Source organism: Streptomyces sp. a15 (assembly GCF_059026085.1).
Window position 1 is genome coordinate 119,762 of record NZ_JBWLKM010000012.1, and the last position, 23,877, is coordinate 143,638.

A 23,877-nucleotide genomic window follows, 5' to 3' on the forward strand; every position below is an offset into this window, starting at 1 on the left:
CCGGCTGCCCTGTGGACGAGTGCAGCCGCGCAGTACAACGATACGCACGGTGACCAGGACACGCCCGGACTCCTGGGCCGGCAGGCACACTGACCCCATGAGACTCTTCGCCGCCGTGCTGCCGCCCGAGGACGTGGTCAGTGAACTCGCCGCACGGGTCATGGAGTTGAAGAAACTCCCCGGCGCGGACGGCCTGCGCTGGACCGGCCGCCCCGGCTGGCACTACACCCTCGCGTTCTACGGTGAGGTCGACGACGACCTCGTACCGGAACTGTCGGCCCGCCTGAAGCGGGCCGCCCACCGCACGGCCCGCTTCCCGCTGGCGGTGCGCGGCGGCGGCCAGTTCGGCCACGGCCGCGCGCTGTGGGCGGGCGCGGAGGGCGACCTCACGACCCTCCGCCTGCTGGCCGACCGCGCGGAGTCGGCGGCGCGCAAGGCGGGCGTGCCGATGGGGGAGCACCGCCGCTACAAGGCCCACCTGACGGTGGCCCGCAGTCGGGAGGACGTCGACGTACGGCCGTATCTGGAGGCTTTGAAGGGGTTCGCCGGCCGCACCTGGACGGTGGACGAGCTGACGCTGGTCCGCAGCAACCTGCCGAAGTCGGGCGTCCCGGGCGAGCAGCCGCGTTACGAGACGGTCGCCCGCTGGCCGCTCGGCGCGGCCGGTTAGGCTCGAAGGCGTGGACCCGAAAACCCGGAACCGGATCATGGCCGGTGCGCTCGTGCTGATGTTCTTCGTCGTGGCGGTGGCGGCGGCGGTCGGAAGGTAGGACCGACCGCCGCCCCTCGCCGGGCACTGCTGCCGACTACTACCAGGCGAAGGCCTCCGGCGACGGCCCCGGCCCCGGGAAGATCTCGTCCAGCCCGGTCAGCAGGTCCTCGCCGAGCTCCAGCTCGACCGCGCGCAGGGCGGACTTGAGCTGCTCCGCGGTGCGCGGGCCGACGATCGGGCCGGTCACGCCGGGCCGGGTGAGCAGCCAGGCCAGTGCGGCCTCGCCGGGCTCGATCCCGTGCTTGTCGAGCAGATCCTCGTACGACTGGATCTGCGCGCGTACGGCCGGGTTCGCGAGGGTGTCCGCCGCGCGCCCGGAGGCCCGCCGGCCGCCCTTGACCTCTTTCTTGATCACGCCGCCGAGCAGGCCGCCGTGGAGCGGAGACCAGGGGATGACGCCGACGCCGTAGTCCTGCGCGGCCGGGATGACCTCCATCTCCGCGCGGCGCTCGGCGAGGTTGTACAGGCACTGCTCGCTGACGAGGCCGATGGTGCCGGAGCGCCGGGCGGCGATCTCGTTGGCCTGGGCGATCTTGTATCCGGGGAAGTTGGAGGAGCCGACGTAAAGGATCTTCCCCTGCTGTACGAGCACGTCGATGGCCTGCCAGATCTCCTCGAAGGGAGTGGCGCGGTCGATGTGGTGGAACTGGTAGACGTCGATGTAGTCGGTCTGCAGCCGCTTGAGGCTGGCGTCCACCGACCGCCGGATGTTGAGGGCGGAGAGCTTGTCGTGGTTGGGCCAGGCGGCGACGCCGTCGCCCGCCATGTTCCCGTACATCTTGGTGGCGAGGACGACCTTCTCGCGCCGGTCGTCGCCCTTGGCGAACCAGTTCCCGATGATCTCCTCGGTACGGCCCTTGTTGTCACCCCAGCCGTACACGTTCGCCGTGTCGAAGAAGTTGATGCCCGCGTCCAGCGCCGCGTCCATGATCGCGTGACTGTCCGCCTCATCGGTCTGCGGACCGAAGTTCATGGTGCCGAGCACCAGTCGGCTGACCTTGAGTCCCGTGCGTCCGAGCTGCGTGTACTTCATGACTGCCTAGCCAACGGCCTGGAGTGCGCTCTATGCAAGCAGCCTTGACGCTAACTGGAAGTTAGTGCTTTCCTTTGGGAAGCATCAACTTGAACATTCAAGATCTGCCGATGGAGCCTCGTGACCCCCACCACGCCCGCGCGCCGCATCCTCGTCGCCGCGCTCGCCGCCGGTGCCCTGCTGGGAACCGCCGTCGTACCCGCCGTCGCCGCCCCGTCCGCCCACCACTCGGTGCGCTACGGCGAGGGAGCGCGGCTCGACTACCAGAAGGCCGTCGCCGTACGTGTCCTCAAGGGCGTGTTCGAGCAGGGCGACACCGGGGTCGTCGACCGGTTCGTACGGCCGGACTACATCCAGCACAACCCGCTCGCGCCCGACGGCGCCGAGACGTTGAAGAACCTGGGAGTGGGGCTGCACCAGCAGTTCCCGGACGCCGCGTACGACATCAAGCGGGTCATCTCCGAGGGCGACCTGGTCCTCGTGCACTCCAACGTCGTGCTGACGCCGGGGAGTCGGGGCTCGGCCGTCTTCGACATCTTCCGCTTCCAGGACGGGAAGATCGCCGAGCACTGGGACACCGCGCAGAACGTGCCGGAGACCACGGCCAACGGCAACGACATGTTCTCGACGGTCAGTCGGCCGCGGACGGAGGCGCCGGCGCCGCGGTGGCTGACCGCGTACAACAAGAAGCTGGTGACCAAAGCCTTCGACCAGCTCATCGTGAAGAAGGACGTGTCGGCGCTCGACACGTACTGGGGCCTTGAGTACCACCAGCACAACCCGAACATCGCGGACGGCGTGGCGGGTGCGAAGGCCGGGCTCGGCGGGTACTTCCAGGCGTTCCCGCAGCTGTCCGTCTCGCCGAAGCGGATCGTCGCCGAGGGCGACCTGGTCGCGGTCCACAGCCACTACGTGAACGCGCCGGGCGAGCGCGGCCAGGCGGTCGTGGACCTCTTCCGGGTGCGGAACGGGAAGATCGTCGAGCACTGGGACGTGCTCCAGGACGTGCCGGCCACGTCGGCGAACGACAACACGATGTTCTAGAGCCGGCCGCCCCTGTGCCGTGCCTCAGCCGTCGTACGGCTCCGCGAGGCCCCACGCCTGGTGCATCGCGTCCGCGAAGGCCGCCGCGATCCTGTGCTCGCCGCTCGCGTTGGGATGCGTGCCGTCGTAGGTGTCCGTGTGGATGTCGTACGACTTGGGCGGCGACGCCAGCAGCAGGGGTGAGCGGGGTTCGTCCAGGTCGGCGACCGCCTTCGCCAGCAGGTCGTTGAAGAGGGCGACCCGCTCGGCGAAGGCGGTGTCCGACTCGGCGAGTGCGTTCGGGACGACCGGGAGGACGACCATGCGGACGCGCGGGTTGGCGGTGCGGGCCTCGGCGACGAAGCGGCGGGCGTTCTCGGCCGTCTGTCCCGGGTCGGTGTAGAAGCCCAGGTCGATCAGGCCGAGCGCGACCAGGAGGACGTCCGCCCGGTGCTCCCGTACCGCCCCGCCGATCAGCGGGGCCATGTGCAGCCAGCCCTCGCCCCAGCCCGCGAGGTGCGAGCGCGGGAAGTGGGGGTCGGCGTAGTCGTGGGACGTCGGGGCGTCGGTCGACTTGTCGTACAGCGTCTCGCGCGGGCCGACGAGGGCGAACGGGCCGCCGTACGTCGCGCGCAGGTGCTGCCACAGCCGGTAGCGCCAGGTGTGTTCGCCGGCACTGCCGATGGTCTGGGAATCGCCGACGGGCATGAACCTGAGCATCCGCTCATGATGGACGATCAGCGGGCCGGCCGGAGTGTGAGGACCGCCACCCGCCCGTGGACCGCGGCGCGGGATGGCAGGCTTGGGGCATGCGCCGACCGTTCGCCCTCCTCGCCGGGGTCCTCCTCGTGGGTGCCTTTGCCGTGCCCGCCTCCGCCGCCGACGGCGACAAGGGGTTCACCATCACGGACCCCCGTATCACCGAGTCCAGCGGACTCGCGGCCTCCCGCCAACACCCCGGTATCTACTGGACGCACAACGACAGCGACGACGGGGCCTACCTGTACGCCGTCGACAGCGGGACGGGGAAGACCGTCGCGACCGTCACCCTGACCGGTGTGGGCACCCCGCGGGACGTCGAGGCCATCTCCATCGGCCCCGGCAACGAGATCTACGTCGGCGACATCGGCGACAACCTCGGCGGCACCTGGCCCTATGTGTGGATCTACCGGCTGCCCGAGCCCAAGGAGTTGCGGGACCAGACGATCCGGGCCACGCAGTACGTCGTGAAGTACTCGGACGGGGCGCGGGACGCCGAGTCCCTGGTCGTGCACCCGAAGACCGGGCGGGCCTACATCGTCGACAAGAACGAGAAGGGCGGGCACCTGTACGAGGGCCCGGCCGAGCTCTCCGCCTCCGGAACCAACGTCTTCAAGCCCGTCGCCCCCGTCGCCGACCTGGAGGCCACGGACGCCGCCCTGTCGCCCGACGGTGAACAGCTCGTCGTACGCAGTTACTTCGGGGCGATCGCCTACGACTGGAACGGCGGGAAGATCAAGCGGCTGGAGCGGGTCGGCGTCCCGTTCCTGGGGCAGGGCGAGTCCGTCACCTACACCGACGACGGAACGACGCTCATGTTCGGCGCCGAAGGGACCGACAGTCCCGTGGAGCCGGAGGACGCACCTGGGAGCACCGGGTCCAAGTCACCCTCCGCCGGGGGAAGTTCGGCGGACGGCGACGGCAGCGGAAGCGACGCCGGCAGCGGCAATGTCAAGGTCGGCGCGATCGCCGTGGCCGTCGCGTTCGCGGCCGTGATCGGCTTCCGGCGGCTATTCCGGCGCCGGTCGTGAACCCGCTGCCCGCCGGTTCGCGGCCTGCTCGTTCCCTTCCTGCTCGTTCCCTTCCTGCTCGTTCGCTCGCCGCTCGTTGACGAACACCTCCAGCCCGTCCAGGATCCGCTGCAGCCCGAACTCGAAGTGGTCGAAGTCGGGGCCCCAGGTGTCCTCGTCGAGGGTGGCGAGCAGGGGATAGCGGCCGGACGTCATGATCTTCTCCAGCGTCGGCGCCTGGGCCTGCCAGAACTCCGTGTCCGTCAGGCCCGTCCGGCGTTCCGCCTCCCGCTGGTAGAGCTGGGTGCGCGCGGCGCCGACGACATACCCGTCGATCATGATGACCGCCGAGACCAGCTCGGGGTCGGTCAGCCCCATCGGCTTGATCCGGGCCAGGATCTTCTCCATGCCGTCCAGAGCGCTCGGGCCGAGGATCGGGCGTGACTGGTTGACCTGGAGCAGCCAGGGGTGGCGGCGGTAGAGGGCGAGGGTGGCGCGGCCCATCGCCTCCAGGGCGGAGCGCCAGCTGCCGTCGCCGAGGTCGGCGGGGTTCTCGGAGGGGCGCTGGACGCGGTCCAGCATCAGGTCGAGCAGTTCGCCCTTGCCGGGGACGTACCGGTACAGGGACATGGCGCCGGTGCCGAGCTCGGTGGCGATCCGGCGCATGGACACCGCGTCCAGGCCGTCGGCGTCCGCGACCTGGACGGCGGCTTCCACGATCCGGTCCAGGGTCAGGGCCGGTTTGGGGCCCCGACTGGGGCGTCGGCCGGTGTCCCACAGCAGTTCCATGGTGCGGACGATGTCGCCGCTGCCGCTGGTCTCCGTACCGCCCTTGCCGCTCGTCATGGAGTTCAGCTTAAGTCCTCGGAGAAAAACTGGGTACGGTGTACTCGCAATCGGGTACGGTGTACTCAGTTGCCGAGAAGGGGGACCCATGAGCGACACATACGCGGTGCAGGCCGAGGCCCTGGAGAAGCGCTACGGCGAGAAGCGCGCCCTCGACGGCTTCGACCTGGCGGTCCGCGAGGGCACCGTGCACGGCCTGCTCGGACCGAACGGCGCCGGCAAGACCACGGCCGTACGCATCCTGTCCACGCTCGTCCGGCTGGACGGCGGACACGCGACGGTGGCCGGCCTCGACGTGGTCCGGCAGCCGCGCGAGGTGCGCGCCCGCATCGGCCTCACCGGGCAGTACGCGGCCGTGGACGAGGTGCTCACCGGACGCCAGAACCTGGAGATGTTCGGCCGCCTGTTCCACCTCGGCGGCAGGCGGGCCAAGGCGCGGGCCGTGGAGCTGCTGGAGCAGTTCGATCTCACCGACGCCGGCGACAAGGGCGTCGACGGCTACAGCGGCGGCATGCGGCGCCGCCTCGACCTCGCCGCCTCGATGATCCTCGCCCCGGCCGTCCTGTTCCTCGACGAGCCGACGACGGGACTGGACCCCCGTAGCCGCGGTGAGGTCTGGGACTCCGTGCGGGCGTTGGTGGCGAGCGGTACCACCGTGCTGCTGACCACGCAGTATCTGGAGGAGGCCGACAAGCTGGCCTCCCGCATCACCGTCATCGACCACGGGCGGGCCATCGCCGACGACACCCCGGACGGGCTGAAGAACCGCATCGGCGGCGACCGTATCGAGGTCGTGGTCGCCGAGCGGTCCGAGATCCCGAGGGTGGTCAAGGTCGTCGCGCGGGTCTGCGACGGCGAACCCGAGGCGGACGAGGACGGGTTGCGGGTGCACGCCCCGGTGACCGACCGGGTGTCCGCGCTGACGGAGGTGGCACGGACCCTGCAGGACGAGGGCGTGCGGGTCGAGGACATCGGGCTGCGCAGGCCGAGCCTCGACGACGTGTTCCTGCGCCTGACCGGACACCGGACCGAGACGACCGAGACCACCGAGACCACCGAGACCACCGCGAAGGAGGTCGCCGCATGAGTGCCCTCGACCTGACCGGCCAGGACACCCGCGGCCGTGTGTACTGGGCCCTCGCCGACTGCTGGAACATCGTCCGCCGCGGACTGACCCACTACCAGCGCCAACCCGTCAACATCGCCTGGCAGTTGGGCTTCCCGATCCTGTCCGTCCTCCTCTACGGCTATGTCTTCGGCAGCGCCATGCAGGTGCCCGGCGGCGGGGACTACCAGGACTTCCTGATGCCCGGGATGTTCGTGATGACGATGGCGTTCGGCTTCATCAACACCGCCACCGTCGTCGTCTACGACTCCACCAAGGGCGTCATCGACCGCTTCCGCTCCATGCCGATGGCCTCCTCGGCAGTGGTGGCCGGGCGTGGCGTGACCGATCTCCTCGTCGCCTGCGCGGAGTTGGGGATCATGATGCTCACCGCGTTCGCCATGGGCTGGCGGCCGGACGGCGGCTGGGGCTTCCTCGCCGCGTTCGGACTGCTGCTGTGGCTCAGGTTCGCGTTGATCTGGATCGGGGTGTGGCTGGGTCTCCTGGTCCCCAACCCGGAGGCGGCGGGCGGACTGTTCGCGGTCGCCTTCCCGCTCACGATGATCTCCAGCATCTTCGTCGCCCCCCAGCTGATGCCCGACTGGCTGGGCCATGTGGCCGCCTGGAACCCGATCTCCTCCACGGCCGCGGCCACCCGCGAGCTGTTCGGAACGCCGGTCGGGTCCGGGGACTCCTGGGTCGAGCAGCACGCGCTGCTGATGGCCGGGGTGTGGCCGGTGGTGCTGACGGCGATCTTCCTGCCGCTGGCGGTACGGAGGTTCCAGAAGCTGAGCCGGTGACGTCGGATGCCTTGACGTGTCGGTGTGACCTGACTTCCATGGGAGGTGCGGGGACGTGGGAGCGCTCCCACTGGTTCCGGGCCCGCGCCTCCCGAGAGGAAGTTGCGACATGTTCCGCAGCTTGCGAAGAGCGCTGTGCGCTGTTGCCGCGGCGCTCCTGTTACCCCTGGCCGGCGTCCAGACCGCCGACGCGGCCGAGGCGGCCGAACCGGGGGCGGGCTACTGGCACACCAGTGGCCGCCAGATCCTGGACGCGGCCGGGCAGCCGGTCCGTATCGCCGGGATCAACTGGTTCGGCTTCGAGACCGCCAACCACGTCCCCCACGGCCTCTGGGCCCGCGACTACAAGAGCATGATCGACCAGATGAAGTCGCTGGGCTACAACACCCTCCGCGTCCCGTTCAGCGACGACATCCTCAAGAGCTCCACCGTCCCCAACAGCATCGACTTCTCCGCCGGCAAGAACGCCGACCTGCAGGGGCTCAACTCCCTTCAGATCCTGGACAAGATCGTCGCGTACGCCGGTCAGGGCGGCCTGAAGATCGTCCTCGACCGGCATCGCCCGGACGCCGCCGGCCAGTCGGCGCTCTGGTACACGTCGGCGGTACCGGAGTCGACGTGGATCGCGAACCTGAAGGCGCTGGCGACCCGTTACGTCGGTAACCCCACGGTGGTGGGCATCGACCTGCACAACGAACCGCACGACCCCGCCTGCTGGGGCTGCGGCGACACGGCCCGTGACTGGCGCCTCGCCGCCCAGCGGGCCGGAAACGCCGTACTGTCCGTCAACCCCGAGCTCCTGATCTTCGTCGAGGGCGTCCAGACGTACAACGGCGTCTCCGGCTGGTGGGGCGGCAACCTGATGGGCGTCGCGGACCACCCGGTGCAGTTGGACGTGCCGAACCGGGTCGTGTACTCGGCGCACGACTACGCCACCAGCGTGGCCCAGCAGAGCTGGTTCAGCGACCCGTCGTTCCCCGACAACATGCCGGGGATCTGGGACAAGTACTGGGGCTACATCTTCAAGCAGAACATCGCACCCGTGTGGGTCGGCGAGTTCGGTACGACGCTCCAGTCGACGGTGGACCAGAAGTGGCTCGCGGCGCTGGTGAACTACCTGGGGCCCACGTCGACGTACGGCTCCGACTCCTTCCACTGGACCTTCTGGTCCTGGAACCCCAACTCCGGCGACACCGGCGGAATCCTGAAGGACGACTGGTCGACCGTGGACACGGTGAAGGACGGGTATCTGGCGAGCATCAAGGCGCCGGGGTTCCCGAGCGGCGGCGGCTCGGGCAATCCCGGTGACCCCGGCCCCGGAGGAGGCACGGCCGCCTGCACCGCGACCTATTCCGTCAGCAGCGACTGGGGCGGCGGCTTCAACGCCGAGGTGAAGGTGACCAACCCGGGCACGACCGCGCTCAAGTCCTGGAAGGTGACCTGGACCTGGCCCGGTTCACAGAAGGTCACCAGCATGTGGAACGCCTCGTACACCCAGAGCGGCGCGACCGTGACCGCCGCGAACGCCGATCACAACGGGGCGGTCGCGGCGGGGGGTTCGGCGAGCTTCGGGTTCGGGGGTGCGCCTGGGGGTGGGGGTGTGCCGGGGGTGAGCTGTACGGCTGCATGAATCGAGGGGCGCCCGGTTTCCGCCGGGCGCCCTCAGGGACGTATGGGAGCGATCAGGGCTTCTCGACTGTCGGTACCTGGGCCTGCCAGGACGGGCGGTGGCAAGGGCAGGTGCACACCAGAAGGCGCACCCCGGGAACACCCGACTCGCGGGGTTCGGCGTCCCGGCAGCGGTCATGGGTGCCGATCGTGCAGCGACCGGACACGTACGGGGGTTCCGGCGTCCAGACCGGATCGGGGACGTTGGTCATCGGGTACCTCCCGCAGCGTGGCAGGGGCATTGGCAGCGGCACACAAGCAGTAGGCCCCTGGAGTGGGGCAGGGGGACGTCTTCGGTCTGGCGGCAGTCGGCGTGCAGTCCCCGGTACTCGGGACGCTGTGCCAACGCGCACTCAGCCGACAGGGGCTCCGTATCAAGGTGTCCCCCGGCGGTTTTGGTCGTGTGGATCACCGGACCCCACTCCCGGCCACGGCGTGAATGTCTCGGGTGTCGAGGTCGAGGCGGAAGTGAGCGGCCATGACCAGGATCCGCCGCCGCTTCCACCTCAGCGCACGTTCCCTCGCTGTCCAGTAGGGCCGCACCCGTGAGGCGGTGAACTCCGGGTTGGGGGTGGCGACCAGGCGGACATGTTGCTTTACGTTTCCGCAGCTCACAGCGCTTCGGTTTGCCGCCGACGGCTTCCGATGTCTCCCCGTGCTTGGAAGAACCCGGCATAGCAGGGGCACCAAAGCCCAAATGAATGCAGCCGTGATACGACTACCCATGTCTTCAACCTCCTGAGGGTTGAGGGCCACGCCCCCGGACGGTTGCGCCCGTCGCGGGGGTCTTTGTTCGTACATCGGCACCATAACCGCTTTCGAAAGTGGTCGGCAGTAGACGGCAGTAGTTGACCACTTTCGGTGATGCACGTCAGTTGTCGGACGTTTACGTTCGGCTGTGTGGAAGAGAAGATCAATCCCGCCGCCGCGTCCTACCACTACGACCAGCTCGCGAAGATCATTGAGAACAAGATTCGTACCGCAGAGTTCGCTGCCGGATCACGCTTGCCCGGTGAGCTGATCCTGTCTCAGGAGTACGGCGTCGGCTCCAACACCGTGCGCCGCGCGCTGGACATCCTGAGGGAACGCGGACTGATCATCACCGTGAGGGCGCGCGGGTCGTTCGTGGTTGAGCAACTCCCCGCCGTCGAGGGTGACCAGGGCGGGGTGTAGACGGGTCGGCCGGCGCCTAGTGCGGGTTCAGCGCATTCCGCGCCGCGCTGATCACGTCGTGGGCGTCGGCCCCGTATACCGCGGATTCTCTCAACGTGTCCCACGCCCGTAGGTACGTCGCGACGCTGTCGGAATCGTCCAGCCACAGCTCCGCATGCCAGTCCTCGACGACCACACGTCGTTCGTCATAGATCCAGAAGCCGTTGCCCGGATAGATCTTGAGAGAGGCAGTGAACGGCACGACACAGAGCTCCACGGTGTCCAGGCCCATCACGCTCGTGACCCTGTCGAGCTGAGCGGCCAGCACCGGGGGAGGGCACACCCGAACGTAGAGGGCGGCTTCCCACATCATGATCCTGTACTTCCTGCCGGGTTCGTACAGGCCCTCCTGGCGACGGATTCGGGCGCGTACCGCGTCCTCAGTATCCCGTGGCGACTGTATGAGGTTGGCGTGCCGAGTGAAGACGTGCCGGGCGTAGTCGGCCGTCTGGAGCATGCCGGGGATGAGGTTGCTCTCCCAGATGGTCAGTACGCGCGTGCGCTCGTGTTCAGCGGTGATGGCGTCCTGAACCGGCTTGTGCCCGGAGGCCAATTGCCGTCGCCACGACCGGATGTGGGACTCGAACCCTCGGAGCTGGGCCAGCAGGCCGTCGTACGCCTGGGGGTGGCCCGTAGCCTCGGCCCACGCCCTGAGTTCTTCGGCCTCGGCAGTCTGCCTGCCGTTCTCCAGCTTGCTGACCTTGGACTTGGTCCATCCCGGGCCAAGGCGCTCCGCAAGCTGCGCGCCGGTGAGCCGACCGTCAGGGCATGTGAACCTGAGCTCACGGAGCTGGATACCCAAGGCTTCACGAGCCTGCTGATAGTCGGTACTCACCGGACATCACGTCACTTACGTGGCTTTGAACTGATCGTACGGAGTCGCATAGTGCCAGGCTGCGTCCCGCACTTGGCAATAGCGGTTGACCCTCGCCGGCTCAGTGATGAGTTCGATGCTGACCAGGTTGTCGGCATCGTCGAAGTTGAGCCGGGCGACCAACCGGGAGTCGAAGAGCCAGAAGTCCTCGGCGGGCAGGTGCAGCCGTTCGGCCTCGGCGCGCGTGAGGTTGCGAATGTCCTCGCCGACAGCGCAGTTCCGTACGGCGTTGTCGAGCAGGAACAGCTGTCCGGTCGTGGCCGGGGAGTCGACCAGGCGCACTCGCTCGAACCGTTTGCCCAGTGCCGTCTGGGCGCGCACGTTACGGCACCAGGCGTCCTCGTAGTCCCACTGGACCGGCTGATTCGCCACGAACTGAGCCCAGTCGTCTCCGACTTCGTCACTCGCGTACCGGCGCCGGGTCTCCAGGCGCCAGGCGGTGTGCTCAAAGGTCCCGAAGAGGTGGGCGAACTCGTCCTTGGCGTTGATCAACCGTGGTGTCTCGTCGCGTGGCCCGAAGTCGACCAACGTGTTACGTGGTACGACCACGGCCACCTCGCCCTCGTCGAAGTGCTGCAACTGGGCAAGGTCCCCGGAGTCCGTGAGCGGCGGGCCGTGCACGATGACTTCGCCCGACTCGAGGTCCTCGTGTACGCCGGGGCATCCGCCGCCACCTGAGCCAGTGCCGTTGAACCGCAGTCGTCGCATGATCTTCCCTCCGCTTGGGGGTCTGGTGTGACCAGCCTCCCCGAGGTCAACGGCCTGGACGCACCCTTCCGTTGACCTTCGTCAGAAACTTCGCGCAACTTGGCAGCAGAGTCAAGAAACTATGAGAAATTCCTGAGCAGGAAACAACTCCCTCTCTCTAGCGTCCCGTTCATGGCCACGACGGAACCGCGGGATGTCGCCCCACGTGCGGCAGTGGAGTTTCATGGCGCCCTGGTTGTCGACACGAAGACGAACAGGATCGGCTACGTGATGGGGAACGAGGGCCCCTACGTTCAGCTCCGGCCACCGGGCGGTGGACGCGAGTGGGATGCGGACCCCAGCGGAATCCGACAAGCCACGGACACCGAAGTGCTGCGCGCACGGGTGACCGAGCTGAACAGGGCACGGCGACTCGGATGACTGCGCCCGCTACCGAGACCCTGCCTCTGTCGGCCGAGTGCGCGCTTGCCGCCCAGTCCGGCTACACGGACCTGCACCGCGAGTGCCGTCAGACCGAGGACATCCCACTGCCCCACGCCAGCGGCATCTGGCTCGTCCGCCGCTGCGGCTGCCCGCATCACGTCTACAACCGCCAGCCGTCTGCTCCCGCCAGTACAGCCGAGTTTCCAGCCCCCGCCTCAGGCGCCCCACTCTTCCCAGAAAGGGGAACGTCCATGACCGTCCTGCTCGACAGCCCTTCCAGCACCAGCACAAGGGATCCGAAAGAGCTGCTCAACGCCGTCCAGCCGCACGTCAGGCACCTGACCGTCAACGTCCTCGACAGCGGCATGGGCCTGTGGGACCGCGAGGTCGCTCTGCTGCTGCGCGACCACACCATGATCCGCGACATGGCAGAGCGCATCCTCGGTAACGCCGTCATGTACACCATCGGCTGCATGGAGCACCCCGAAGTGCACCTCGGTGTCGGCAAGCTCGTCGACATCGGTGTCCACCAGCTCATCCTCGATACTCCCGTGTGGTGGGCGCTGTGCGACACGTACAACGGGGGCCGATACAAACACCACGCCCCCTTCATCGAGCGCCGCCGCGACGGACTCTGCCTGCGCACCGCCGACTTCCTGAAGTCCATCGGCTTCGCTGTCGACGAGGAGCTGTGGGCCATCGACGGCACGGACTGCTCCCCGTGCGACAACAAGGTCCCCGACAGTCACTGAACCGTGAAGAGGAACACCCTGTGCCCGTACCGCACGACATCCCAGCCGAGACCGAACTGTGGGACACCTACGCCGAGTCCGCCTTCAAGGACGACGCCGAGCCGCGGTTCTGCTGGACGCAGTACGCCGGTCACGGCCCCGGCCCGGAACTGCTCGGCACCCCGCGTTCCGTGCTGGAGATCGGCTGCGGCACGGGCCGTGCCCTCGTCCACCTTGCCCAGCGTGGCATCACCGCGCACGGCGTCGACCTCTCCCCGGTCATGGTGAAGAAGAGCAGCGAGCGGTGGGCCGGCACCGGCGCGGTCTTCTCCTGCGGCGAGGTTCTGGAGTGGCTGGCCGACGGCGACGACACATACGACGCCGTGTACTCGATCTTCGGCGCCGCCTGGTTCGCCGACCCGGGCCGTCTCTTCCCGCTCGTGCGGGCGCGGCTCAACCCGGGCGGCGTGTTCGTGTTCTCCCAGCCGCCTGCCATCCCCGGCGCGTACGGTCCGCAGGGCATGTACAAGGGAGGCTTCGCGGGCAGGGCCGTGTTCACCTACCGGTACAGCTATCGTCCCGCCGTCTGGGAGCGTCTGCTCACCCGCGCCGGCTTCGCCTCGGCCGGAGCATGCGTACTCGATGCTCCGGAATCCGGTCACATCGGCACACTCATCGTCCGTGCGGAAGTGCCTTCAGCTGCATGATCAAGGGGCGCCCGGTGCTTGTCGGGCGCCCCTCATCGTCGTAAGAACTGCGCGGCAAGCTCGCCGCGGCCCGCCTGGGCGGCGGCGAGAAGGCGCGGGCACGGCACACCGCGCGCGGGAAGCTGCTGCCCCCTGAAGTGATCAGAGCTTCTCGATCACTTAATCGACACACTTGGTGAGCGCCTCGGCGTCCGCCGGGGCGATCGCCAGGAACATTTCGGCGCCGTGACCGAACCCGTCAGCGCCTTCTACCTCAGCGCCTGCTTCGCCCCCCGGCGGGGTCACCTCGCGCGCTGTACGCGCGGACCGGACTTCGGACGAGGCCCGCGATACCGAAGACCCCGTCCACCTCATCCGCGTCTTCGGGATCTCCACCACCACAGCCATGAAGTACCTCCACGCCGCCCACCCTCACCGCGCCGGCCCCATCCCTCACTGACAGCAGACGACCCCGGGCGAGGGCCGCCAACACGCCAAACGATCACCCTTCTCCCTGGGTGCGGAGGCGCAGGAGGGAACGAGTAGCGGCCAGCAGGGCAGCGAGGTAGATCGCTGCGAGCAAAGTGCCCAGCTGCGCCCAGGGAATGCTCAGGACGAAACCGGAGATCCGGGTGGCGATGATCACCGTAGGCAGGAGAGCGATGATCAGACCGAGCAGGGTGCTGACTGCGATGAGGGCTGCCTGCTGGTAGAGAAGGATGCGCCGCGTCCAGGCAGGGGGTAGCCCGAGAGCGGTGAGGCCGGCCGTGTAGCCGCGCAGTGTGCGGATCTGGCCGCGGATGGCCGTCAGGACTGTGGCGAGGACGAGGAGTACCAGTGCGACCGCGGTGGCGAGCAGCGCCGCCGGTGCAACGGCTGGCGCGGGGGGCACATGGATCCGTGCTGCACGTCCGTCGTGCCCGGCGGTGATGAGGGCCTGCTGAACGGCTTCGGCCTGGGTATCCGCAAGGCCGGTGACCATGATCGGCCCCTGCGGGGGCATCGGCAGCCGAAGATCGCTCGCGGTGGAGCGGAGCATGATGCCGTCGCTGCCGGCTCGCCACTGGGTCGGTGCCGCGTCCACCGCGGCCATCGGGAGTTCGGGGGTGCGGCCAAGGATCTTGTCGTCCTGGTGCACGACGAGGCTGGTACGTGCGGAGGTGCCTTCCGGAGCGCCTGGGGCATCGGACCAGATGAGCAAGCCTCCATCGGTCAGGGTGGCCAGCTGATCGCGGCCGAGGGGATGTCCGAGCAGATGCTCGGCGTCGGCAGGGGATTTCACGGTGAGGAAAATGGTGTCGCTGCCCGGCCGGGTGGCTGAACGGGTGACGTCGTTGCTGTCCATGGTGAAGGCGGGAGTGACCTCGAAGCGGGGGTGGCCATCCAGGAGCTTGGTTGCCTCTGCGGCCCGCAGTACGGACTTCGTGGGGGCGAAGCGGTCACTGATGCTGTCGGCCAGCAGGATCTGGCCGGACAGCACGTCGGGGTGCCTCTGCGTATCAGCCGTGCGCAGCAGTGTGTCCAGCAGGGCGAGGAATCCCAGGGAAGCTCCGAAGAGGACCGTGAGTACGGCGAGGGAGGCGGAAGCACGGCGTGAGTCGGCGGCCAGCTGTCGGCGGGCGAGCCGGGAGCGGGGACCCTTCTCGGGGATGAACGTCAGCGTCAGTGCGAACGCCTCGGGGATGACCAGCAGCACAGCGACGGTCACTATGCCGGTCAGGGTCATGGCCATGGCCGGGGAGTCGACACGGACTGCGTAGACGGCTGTGGCGCACCAGGCGAGGACTGCCAGTACCTGGCGGGTGTCCCGAATGCGACGCGACGTTTTGGTGGTGGCTGTTTCGCCGCTGGAGCGGCCGGTCTTGCCCCGGTTGGCCGGCGCCGCGGCGTTGCGGCGGTCGTCGCGCGCCAGTGCCAGCCCGGCGACCAGGGAGGTAAGCACGATCACGGTGAGCAGGCGGAGGGCGGGATCGGCGAGTCCGTCGATGGGACCGGCCGGGCGCTCCCTCAGGTGGGAGACGAGGAGGCGGGCACCCGCGCCTACGCCCAGACCGGCCGCGGCTCCTGCCGTCGCCGCGATAAGGGACCAGGCCAGCGTGGCGAGGGTGAGGCCGGCCGCTGCGGTACGGCGGGATATCCCCAGGGAGGCCAGGGAGCCCGTAGTGCGCCGAAAGCGCCGGTCGTTCAGCCCGAACACCAGCAGTACGGCGCCCAGCGGCACCAGGAGCGCCGGGACCGTGTAGCCGGCCGGGGTCTTCTCGATCCAGAACCCCTCCCCGCTGCCTTCTTCCCGCAGAGAGAGCGTGTCGGCGACGGCGATGTCACTTTCAGGCTTCTTGTTCTGCTCTTTCTCCCAGCTGCGGATTGCGGCGCTGAACGCCGTGATTCCGCTCTTGGGTTCGGTCCCCGACCACAGGAGGACGGGCTGAGTAGCCAGGATGGGGAACCCCTGGACGAGGTTCTCGTCCAACGCGGCCCACGTGCCCGGGGCCGCCAGCAGGTTCGAGGTGCTGGCATTACGGTCGTCGGCCGTGCCGACCACCTTGAGGCGAACGTCTCCCAGCACGGTCAGCTCTTTGCCCGGTGCGCTCCGCACGTCTTGTGCCTCGGTCACGACCACCTCGCCCGGACCGCTCGGCCAACGCCCGGACTGAAGGTCGTAGCGACGCGGGTAGGGGCCGGAGCCCCAGTCGGCCTCGAACATCGTCACATTGCGTGCCGGCGTGGTGTCGAGCTGGACATCGAAGGCGCTGAGCATGACCAGCGCGTCCGTGATACCCGCCTGCTGCAGGCGCTCTCGCAGCTCGGGGACGAACGCGTCGTCCCCGGGAGGGAGCTGGACGCTGCCGTAGCCGACCGACGCATCAAACCGGCCCATGTCCCGGTCGGCGACCTGTGCACCGGACAAGGACAGCGTCTTGAGCACGATGAACATCGCCACGACGAAGACCGCGGCGACGAACACCGTCAGGGTGGAACGGATCAACGCGCGCGAGCGTGCCAGCCGCCGTGCCAGCCGGAAGACTAGCCGCAGTTGCTGCCCGGCGGGGACCGCCCCGGATCGAGGCTTCACGAACGACTCTCCAGTCGGCCGTCCACGACCTCGTAGACGGTGTCGGCGTAGTCCCGGCAGCGGGGATCGTGCGAGCAGATCACGGCCAGTACGCCCTCGTCGCACAGCGCGCGGATCAGGGCGAACAGTTCCTGGGTGGCCGCGGAGTCCAGGGCGCCGGTCGGCTCGTCCGCCAGGAGCACCGCGCGCTGGCCCGTCAGAGCGCGCGCCACCCCGACGCGCTGACGCTGTCCGCCCGAGAGCTGCGAGGGAAACCGGTCCTCAAGGCCGGGAAGACCGACCCGCGCCAGCTGCCGCAGGGCCTCCGAGCGGGCTTGTGCGGCTGGCAGGCCGAGTGCTTCCAGGGGCAGGGAGACGTTCTCGGCCGCTGTGAACTCCTGGATCAGGTTGTGGTCCTGGAACACGACGCCCACAGTGCGGAGCCTGAGCTCAGCCCGCTGTTTCTCACCGGCGGTGCCCACCTCGACGCCGCCGACCTGGATCTCGCCGGTGTCGGCGAGATCCAGACCTGCCAGCAGATTGAGCAGGGTCGACTTGCCCGAACCACTGGCGCCGTAGATGCACACGAACTCGCCCGGTCTTGCTACGAAGTCCACATCTCGCGCGGCCCACACAGTCTCCACCTCGGAACGGTAGGCCTTGCGAACCCCCTTGGTCCGGATCAGCGCGGCATCCACGGCCTCAGACAACTCAACAACCGCCCGAAGTCCGGAAGGACGTGACCTCGTCGCTGTTCAGGGGAGAGACGTTGTTGTCGTTGCTCGCCCTGGCCATGCCCTGCTTGTCCCCGCCGCCGTTGGCGTTGCCGGCCATGCAGCCATCGTAGGTCGCGGAGCGGTTGGCCCACGAGTCCATCTCGTCGTTCTTGTCGCCGGTCAGGTTCGTGAATGTGGCGCTGCCGTGCGCGCGTTCGCCGATCAGCCACGCGAAGTCGTTGTTTCCCCACAAACACATGTTGTTCGAGTTGCACTCGCTCAGGGCGGCGTTAGCCGTGCTGGGCGTCATCGCCAAAGCAGCGAACAGGAGCGCTGTCGAAGCTATGACCTTCTTGGCTCTCAAAATGTCTCCTTGACTGAATGGGCTCAAGCGTCTCCGAGGCGTGTCGCTCGGAGGCGTCAGATCATCTCCGTGGGCATATTCACGGGCCAAGGGTCGCAGCGACATCACGCCACCCAATGGCCGCTTCTACAACACGACTTGATGACAAGCCAGGCACATGCTCGGGGCCTTGAGGTGAGGGTTGGGGGTCGAGGTTGGCTCTGCGTCGGTGCGGTGCCATCCGTGTTCTTTTCGAGCGACCACTGATCTTTATGCGCGTGGGCGGCGCGTGCCCGACGGCAACCACTCGACCAGACCCTGCTCGCAGCGAACCCGCCGCACTCAAAGCCGTCGATGAACCACTCACGGGATCACACGCATCGAACGGATCGTGACAGACAATGGCGCCTGCTACCGGGCCGAGAGCTATCGGAAGCCCAACGCACCCACCTCCAAGGCCGCTGGAATGTCCACTACAACCACCACCGACCTCACACCGCCATCGGAAGCCAACCACGGGCAGCACGACTACCCGGACGGCGCCACCAACGTCATGGCCTCCTACACCTGGGGCCCACCAACCGGCCGACGAAGGGACGCAACCGTGGCTCAGCGGACAACCGGCGATCAGCCCAAAGCCCTCAAGCCCGCCCTTGAATCCATGACCCTGTTGGTCGCCGCCGTCATCGTCCACGACAAGGCCACCAACCGCGTCGTCCTCCTCCAGCGCAGCGAGAACGCCAAGTTCGGCCAGGGTATGTGGGACCTCCCCGTCGGCAAGAGCGAACCAGGCGAGCCCATCACCGAAACCGCCGTACGCGAGCTGTACGAGGAGACCGGCCTGACCGTGAAGCCGGAGGCTCTGAAGGTCGACATCATCCACGGCGCCTGGGGCGTCGAAGCACCCAACGGTTTCCTCACCGTCGTCTTCGCCGCGCACGAATGGACCGGCGAACCGGAGAACCGCGAACCGCGCAAGCACGCCCAAGTCCGCTGGGTCGACGCCGGTGCTGTTCCCGAGGAGTTCGTGGACGCCACCGCCAGTGCCCTGAACGGCTACCTGACCGGTGGGGCCCAAGTGTCGGTGGATGGGTGGGAGTAGGCAAAGAGCACTACGACGATGAGGGGCGCCCGGTAAGCACCGGGCGCCCCTCATCGTCGTACCGAAGTGATCAGAGCTTCTCGATCACGTAGTCGACGCACTTCGTGAGCGCCTCGACGTCCGCCGGGTCGATCGCCGGGAACATGGCGACGCGGAGCTGGTTGCGGCCGAGCTTGCGGTAGGGCTCGGTGTCGACGATGCCGTTGGCGCGCAGCACCTTGGCGACGGCCGCGGCGTCGATCTCGTCGGCGAAGTCGATCGTGCCGATGACCTGGGAACGCTTGGCCGGGTCGGCGACGAACGGGGTCGCGTACTTGGACTCGTCCGCCCAGCCGTAGAGGCGGGTCGAGGAGTCCTTCGTACGGCCCGTGGACCAGGCGAGGCCGCCCTGGCCGTTGATCCACTCCAGCTGGTCGTTGAGGAGGAAGAGGGTCGCCAGCGCCGGGGTGTTGTACGTCTGGTTCTTGCGGGAGTTGTCGATCGCCGTCGGGAGCGAGAAGAACTCCGGGACGTGGCGGCCGGAGGCGTGGATCCGCTCGGCGCGCTCGAGCGCGGCCGGGGAGAAGACGCCGATCCACAGGCCGCCGTCGGAGGCGAAGGACTTCTGCGGGGCGAAGTAGTAGACGTCGGTCTCGGCGATGTCGACCGGGAGGCCGCCGGCGCCGCTCGTCGCGTCCACGAGGACCAGCGCGCCATCGTCGGCACCGGCCACGCGCTTGATGGGCGCGGCGACACCGGTGGACGTCTCGTTGTGGGTGAAGGCGTACACGTCGACGCCCGCCTCGGCCTGCGGCTCCGGGTGGGTGCCGGGGTCGGAGGAGATGACGGTGGGCTCGGCCAGCCAGGGGGCGAGCTTGGACGCCTTGGCGAACTTGGAGGAGAACTCGCCGAAGCTGAGGTGCTGGGACTTGTTGTCGATCAGGCCGTGGGTCGCGACGTCCCAGAAGGCGGTGGAGCCGCCGTTGCCGAGGACCACCTCGTATCCCTCGGGGAGCCGGAACAGCTCGGAGATGCCCTCGCGGACCTTGCCGACCAGGTTCTTGACCGGGGCCTGACGGTGAGAGGTGCCCATGAGGGACGTACCGGTGGAGGCGAGTGCGTCCAGCGCCTCCGTCCGCACCTTGGAGGGGCCCGCGCCGAAACGTCCGTCGGCGGGCTTGATGTCAGCGGGAATCTGGATCTCAGCCACGGAAGGGAGGGTAGCCGTTGGGGGAAACCTGGTCGAAACGTAGTCCGTCGGCTGAGACGCGTCGGTGTTGACGGACTGGTCGGACGGACTGGTTTGCTGGAGGCATGACGGATCTTGAGGCCGACCTGCGCAAGGCCGTCCGGGGCGAGGTCGGTTTCGACGTCACCTCCCGGGCGCTGACCACCATGGACGCGTCCAACTACCGGCGGGTCCCGCTGGGTGTCGTGGCTCCCCGGGACGCCGACGACGTGGCGGCGGTGCTCGGGGTGTGCCGGGAGCACGGCGTGCCGGTGGTGGCGCGGGGCGGAGGGACGTCGATCGCCGGGCAGGCGACGGGCACGGGCGTCGTACTGGACTTCACCCGGCACATGAACCGTGTCCTGGAGATCGACCCCGAGGCCCGGACCGCCGTCGTACAGCCGGGGCTGGTCCTCGACCGCCTCCAGGACGCCGCCGCCCCGCACGGCCTGCGCTTCGGCCCGGATCCCTCCACCCACAGCCGCTGCACGATCGGCGGCATGATCGGCAACAACTCGTGCGGCTCGCACTCGGTGGCGTGGGGGACGACCGCGGACAGCGTGCGGGAGCTGTCGGTGGTCACCGCGCGCGGGGAGCGGCTGCGGGCCGGGCAGGGGTGGGCGGGCGCGCCCGAGGGCCTGCGCGAGCTGGTGGAAGGCGAGCTGTCGCGTCTGCGCACCGGCTTCCCCGAGCTGCCCCGCCGTATCTCCGGCTACGCCCTGGACGCCCTGCTGCCCGAGCACGGCACCGACGTCGCCCGTTCCCTCTGCGGTTCGGAGGGCACGCTGAGCGTGCTGACGGAGGCGGTCGTGGGCTGGTTCGGGCGCCACGCGCGCGTGCGCTGGCCGTACTGGCGTACGCCGACGAGAGCGCGGCGGCCGAGGCGGCGGCGGGCCTGCTCCCGCACAGGCCCCTGACGGTCGAGGGCATGGCTGTGGATCTCGTCGCCTCCGCGGCCGAACTCCCCCGGGGCGGTGCCTGGCTGTTCGTGGAGACCGGCGGCGCGACGGAGACCGAGGCACGCGCGCGTGCGGACGCGATCGTGCGGGCGGCGGACGTCGTCGACGCGCTCGTGGTGACGGACCCGGCCGGACAGCGGGCGTTGTGGCGCATCCGGGAGGACGCGAGCGGTACGGCGACCCGGATGACGGACGGGAGCGAGGCGTGGCCGGGGTGGGAGGACTGCGCGGTGCCGCCGGCCCGGCTGGGCGCGTATCTGCGGGACTTCCGGGGGCTGCTGAGAGCGCACGGGCTGCGCGGCACGCCGTACGGCCACTTCGGGGACGGCTGCATCCACGTCCGCATCGACTTCGACCTGCTGACTCAGGCGGGTGTCGCCCGCTTCCGGAGCTTCTCGGAGGAACTGGCCGAGCTGGTCGTGTCCCACGGCGGTTCGCTGTCCGGAGAGCACGGGGACGGACAGGCGAGGGCGGAGCTGCTGCCTCGTATGTACGGCGCGGAGCTGGTGGGGCTGTTCGAGCGGGCGAAGGCGGTCTGGGATCCGGACGACCTGCTCAACCCGGGGATGCTGGTACGCCCGGCGCCCCTCGACACGAACCTCCGCTTCTCGGTGCTCCCGCGGCAGCCGGTGGACGTGGCCTTCGGCTATCCGACGGACGGCGGCGACTTCTCGGCGGCGGTGCGCAGGTGTGTCGGGGTCGCGAAATGCCGTACGACGTCCGTGTCCGGGGCGTCCGTCATGTGCCCGTCCTTCCGGGCGACCGGCGAGGAGGAGCACTCCACGCGCGGGCGTGCCCGGCTGCTGCACGAGAGGCTCGCGGGCGAGCTGGTGACGGACGGCTGGCGGTCCAAGGAGGTCCGGGACGCCCTCGACCTGTGCCTGTCCTGCAAGGGCTGCCGCTCCGACTGCCCGGTCGGGGTCGACATGGCCACGTACAAGGCGGAGTTCCTCCACCACCACTACGAGGGGCGGCGACGCCCCGCCGCCCACTACAGCATGGGGTGGCTGCCGGTGTGGCTGCGCTGGGTGTCCCGTATGCGGGCGGGGGCGGTGGTCAACGCGCTCGCCGCCGTACGGCCGTTCGCGTGGGCGGCGAAACGGGTGGGCGGGATCGCGGCGGAGCGGGCGATCCCGCGGGTGGCCACGGAGACGTTCAGCCGGTGGTGGGGGAGGCGAGAGCCGGTGGGCGGCTCCGGGGCTCTGGTGATCCTCTGGCCGGACACCTTCACCGAGCATCTCTCGCCGTCCGTGGGACGCGCGGCCGTGCGCGTGCTGGAGGCGGCGGGCCTGCGGGTGGCGCAGCCGCCGACGCTGCGGATGCGCGTGCGACCCGTGGGGGACGGCACGTCGAAGGCCGCGATCTCCCTGCTGAGCGTGCGGCGGAGCCGCGTCTGCTGCGGCCTGAGCTACGTCTCGACGGGCCAGCTCGACCGAGCCCGTACGGTCATGCGCCGCACGCTGGACCTGATGGCGCCGGTGCTGGAGTCGGGCGCCCCGGTCGTCGTCCTGGAACCCAGTTGCGCGGCGGCCCTCCGCACCGACCTGCCGGAACTCCTGCACGACGACCCCCGCGCCGCCCGCCTGGCCTCCCGGATCCTGACCTTCGCGGAGGCCCTGGAACGCCTCGCCCCCGACTGGACCCCACCCCGCCTGGACCGTCCCGCGGCCGGTCAGACGCACTGCCACCAGCACGCGGTCCTGGGCGACGCCGCCGACCGCCGCCTGCGCCTGGCGGCGGGCCTGACCGGTGAACTCGCGGGCGGCTGCTGCGGCCTCGCGGGCAACTTCGGCTTCGAGAAGGGCCACTACGAGGTGTCGGCCGCGTGCGCGGAGGAGCAGCTGCTGCCGGCGGTGCGAGGGGCCGCGGACGGCACGGTGGTCCTGGCCGACGGGTTCTCGTGCCGGACGCAGTTGGAGCAGGTGGCGGGGGTGCGGGGGCGGCATGTGGCGGAGGTGTTGGCGGAGGGTCTGGAGGGTCTGGAGGGTCTGGAGGGGCTCGATGGGAACGGGAACGAGTAGTCCGCGGCTTCCTGGCATGATCACGCCGTGACCAGTGAGTCTGAATCTGTGCGGCCCGGCCCCAGGAAGTACGTCCTCTTCGATGTCGACGGCACGTTGATCGACGCCGTGGCCAATCAGCGCCGGATGTGGGGAACCTGGGCGGCGCGGTACGCCCTGGACCCTGACGAGGTCTACCGGGTGGCCCTGCGGACGCGGCCGATGGAGACCTTCGCGGCGGTGGTCCCGGACCGGGATCCGGGGGAGTGCCTGACCGCGCTGCACGAGCTGGAGGACGAGGACGTCCGGTCGGGCGTCTACGCGGCCTTCGACGGCGCGGCGCAGCTGCTGGGCGCCCTGCCGCCGGGTGCCTGGGCGCTGGTGACCTCGAACTACGAGCACCGGGTGCGCGGGCGGTTCACCCGGACGGGTCTGCCGGTGCCGCCCGTCGTGGTGGACGCCGCCGCGGTGACGGAGGGCAAACCGTCACCCGTGCCTTACCTGCTGGCCGCCGAGCGGCTCGGTGCCCGCCCCGAGGACTGCCTGGTCGTCGAGGACGCCCCGTCCGGAGTCGAGGCGGGTCTGCGGGCCGGCATGACGGGGTGGGGCGTCAACGCCCCGGCCGCCGTGACCGGCGTGCACCGCCACTTCGGGAGCCTTCGCGAAGCGGTCCCCGACATCCTCGCGTTCGCCGGTGCGGAGGGGGCGGCTGCGGTGAGGTGACGGATGCGGTGAGGTGACGGATGCGGTGAGGTGACGGATGCGGTGGGGTGACGGATGCGATGGGGTGACCGGGGGCGTGCGGCAGCGCGGCTACGCGCCCGGCGAAAGGGGTCGCGTGCGGATCC

At 69.2% G+C, this 23,877-nt stretch carries 20 protein-coding genes and 2 pseudogenes; 13 read left to right on the forward strand and 9 right to left on the reverse strand.

The features are described from left to right. The first annotated feature begins 97 nt into the window (after positions 1–97). The gene (gene thpR / locus AC5P09_RS15780) at positions 98–670 is read left to right on the forward strand and encodes an RNA 2',3'-cyclic phosphodiesterase (RefSeq protein ID WP_493874500.1); all 573 of its coding nucleotides are present in this window, start codon (positions 98–100) and stop codon (positions 668–670) included. A gap of 139 nt (positions 671–809) precedes the next feature. Here thpR and AC5P09_RS15785 read toward each other — a convergent pair whose 3' ends face one another. Continuing rightward, the gene (locus AC5P09_RS15785) at positions 810–1,805 is read right to left on the reverse strand and encodes an aldo/keto reductase (protein WP_493874501.1); all 996 of its coding nucleotides are present in this window, start codon (positions 1,803–1,805) and stop codon (positions 810–812) included. A 120-nt stretch (positions 1,806–1,925) separates the two neighbouring features. On the opposite strand from AC5P09_RS15785, the gene AC5P09_RS15790 reads away from it, so the two are divergent. Further along, positions 1,926–2,849, forward strand: coding sequence for a nuclear transport factor 2 family protein (locus AC5P09_RS15790; RefSeq protein ID WP_493874502.1), 924 nt, complete (start codon positions 1,926–1,928; stop codon positions 2,847–2,849). A gap of 24 nt (positions 2,850–2,873) precedes the next feature. On the opposite strand, the gene AC5P09_RS15795 is transcribed toward AC5P09_RS15790, so the two are convergent. Beyond that, positions 2,874–3,548: an SGNH/GDSL hydrolase family protein gene (locus AC5P09_RS15795; protein WP_493874503.1), complete on the reverse strand. Its 675-nt coding sequence runs from the start codon at positions 3,546–3,548 to the stop codon at positions 2,874–2,876. 89 nt (positions 3,549–3,637) lie between these two features. Between AC5P09_RS15795 and AC5P09_RS15800 the strand changes: the two genes are divergently transcribed. Continuing rightward, positions 3,638–4,618: a WD40 repeat domain-containing protein gene (locus AC5P09_RS15800; protein ID WP_493874504.1), complete on the forward strand. Its 981-nt coding sequence runs from the start codon at positions 3,638–3,640 to the stop codon at positions 4,616–4,618. On the opposite strand, the gene AC5P09_RS15805 is transcribed toward AC5P09_RS15800, so the two are convergent. Beyond that, positions 4,598–5,443, reverse strand: a complete 846-nt coding sequence (locus AC5P09_RS15805; RefSeq protein ID WP_493874505.1) for a TetR/AcrR family transcriptional regulator — start codon at positions 5,441–5,443, stop codon at positions 4,598–4,600. The two genes, AC5P09_RS15800 and AC5P09_RS15805, sit on opposite strands and share 21 nt — an antisense overlap. A gap of 88 nt (positions 5,444–5,531) precedes the next feature. On the opposite strand from AC5P09_RS15805, the gene AC5P09_RS15810 reads away from it, so the two are divergent. The 4 genes from AC5P09_RS15810 to AC5P09_RS15825 all read left to right on the forward strand — a co-directional run bounded on the left by AC5P09_RS15810 (position 5,532) and on the right by AC5P09_RS15825 (position 10,189). Continuing rightward, a complete protein-coding gene (locus AC5P09_RS15810; protein WP_493874506.1) occupies positions 5,532–6,530 on the forward strand; it encodes an ATP-binding cassette domain-containing protein in 999 nt (332 codons plus the stop codon). After that, the gene (locus AC5P09_RS15815; protein WP_493874507.1) at positions 6,527–7,348 is read left to right on the forward strand and encodes an ABC transporter permease; all 822 of its coding nucleotides are present in this window, start codon (positions 6,527–6,529) and stop codon (positions 7,346–7,348) included. The genes AC5P09_RS15810 and AC5P09_RS15815 overlap by 4 nt, the downstream gene beginning before the upstream one ends. A gap of 109 nt (positions 7,349–7,457) precedes the next feature. Further along, positions 7,458–8,978: a cellulase family glycosylhydrolase gene (locus AC5P09_RS15820; protein ID WP_493874508.1), complete on the forward strand. Its 1,521-nt coding sequence runs from the start codon at positions 7,458–7,460 to the stop codon at positions 8,976–8,978. Positions 8,979–9,916: 938 nt separating this feature from the next. Then, positions 9,917–10,189, forward strand: coding sequence for a GntR family transcriptional regulator (locus tag AC5P09_RS15825; protein WP_493874509.1), 273 nt, complete (start codon positions 9,917–9,919; stop codon positions 10,187–10,189). Between the two features lie 16 nt (positions 10,190–10,205). Here AC5P09_RS15825 and AC5P09_RS15830 read toward each other — a convergent pair whose 3' ends face one another. After that, positions 10,206–11,063: a helix-turn-helix domain-containing protein gene (locus tag AC5P09_RS15830; protein WP_493874510.1), complete on the reverse strand. Its 858-nt coding sequence runs from the start codon at positions 11,061–11,063 to the stop codon at positions 10,206–10,208. Between the two features lie 15 nt (positions 11,064–11,078). Beyond that, positions 11,079–11,813 carry a DUF6879 family protein gene (locus AC5P09_RS15835; protein WP_493874560.1) on the reverse strand — a complete coding sequence of 245 codons (735 nt, stop codon included), beginning with the start codon at positions 11,811–11,813 and terminating at the stop codon, positions 11,079–11,081. A gap of 671 nt (positions 11,814–12,484) precedes the next feature. Here AC5P09_RS15835 and AC5P09_RS15840 point away from each other — a divergent pair. Both AC5P09_RS15840 and AC5P09_RS15845 read left to right on the forward strand, forming a co-directional pair. Then, complete coding sequence (locus AC5P09_RS15840; RefSeq protein ID WP_493874511.1) at positions 12,485–12,985, forward strand: hypothetical protein; 501 nt, start codon at positions 12,485–12,487, stop codon at positions 12,983–12,985. 20 nt (positions 12,986–13,005) lie between these two features. Beyond that, positions 13,006–13,671 (forward strand): class I SAM-dependent DNA methyltransferase, encoded by a 666-nt coding sequence (locus tag AC5P09_RS15845; RefSeq protein WP_493874512.1) that lies wholly within the window; start codon positions 13,006–13,008, stop codon positions 13,669–13,671. Between the two features lie 481 nt (positions 13,672–14,152). Here the strand turns inward: AC5P09_RS15845 and AC5P09_RS15850 are convergent, their stop codons facing one another. From AC5P09_RS15850 to AC5P09_RS15860, 3 genes are all read right to left on the reverse strand, one after another. Further along, the gene (locus tag AC5P09_RS15850; protein ID WP_493874513.1) at positions 14,153–16,636 is read right to left on the reverse strand and encodes a hypothetical protein; all 2,484 of its coding nucleotides are present in this window, start codon (positions 16,634–16,636) and stop codon (positions 14,153–14,155) included. An 83-nt stretch (positions 16,637–16,719) separates the two neighbouring features. Continuing rightward, the gene (locus tag AC5P09_RS15855) at positions 16,720–17,346 is read right to left on the reverse strand and encodes an ABC transporter ATP-binding protein (RefSeq protein WP_493874514.1); all 627 of its coding nucleotides are present in this window, start codon (positions 17,344–17,346) and stop codon (positions 16,720–16,722) included. Between the two features lie 67 nt (positions 17,347–17,413). Further along, positions 17,414–17,782 (reverse strand): peptidase inhibitor family I36 protein, encoded by a 369-nt coding sequence (locus tag AC5P09_RS15860; protein ID WP_493874515.1) that lies wholly within the window; start codon positions 17,780–17,782, stop codon positions 17,414–17,416. Between the two features lie 343 nt (positions 17,783–18,125). On the opposite strand from AC5P09_RS15860, the pseudogene AC5P09_RS15865 reads away from it, so the two are divergent. Together AC5P09_RS15865 and AC5P09_RS15870 are read left to right on the forward strand one after the other, a co-directional pair. Continuing rightward, positions 18,126–18,329, forward strand: a pseudogene (locus tag AC5P09_RS15865) (hypothetical protein); the annotation flags it as partial. Positions 18,330–18,365: 36 nt separating this feature from the next. Next, on the forward strand, positions 18,366–18,863 hold the full coding sequence (locus tag AC5P09_RS15870) for an NUDIX domain-containing protein (protein ID WP_493874516.1): 498 nt from the start codon (positions 18,366–18,368) through the stop codon (positions 18,861–18,863). A 70-nt stretch (positions 18,864–18,933) separates the two neighbouring features. Here AC5P09_RS15870 and serC read toward each other — a convergent pair whose 3' ends face one another. Continuing rightward, entirely contained in the window at positions 18,934–20,052 is a 1,119-nt protein-coding gene (serC, locus tag AC5P09_RS15875) for a phosphoserine transaminase (protein WP_493874517.1), read from the reverse strand. Positions 20,053–20,156: 104 nt separating this feature from the next. Between serC and AC5P09_RS15880 the strand changes: the two are divergent. Beyond that, a pseudogene (locus AC5P09_RS15880) lies at positions 20,157–23,050 on the forward strand (FAD-binding and (Fe-S)-binding domain-containing protein). A gap of 27 nt (positions 23,051–23,077) precedes the next feature. Further along, on the forward strand, positions 23,078–23,752 hold the full coding sequence (locus AC5P09_RS15885; protein ID WP_493874518.1) for an HAD-IA family hydrolase: 675 nt from the start codon (positions 23,078–23,080) through the stop codon (positions 23,750–23,752). Positions 23,753–23,877 lie beyond the last annotated feature (125 nt).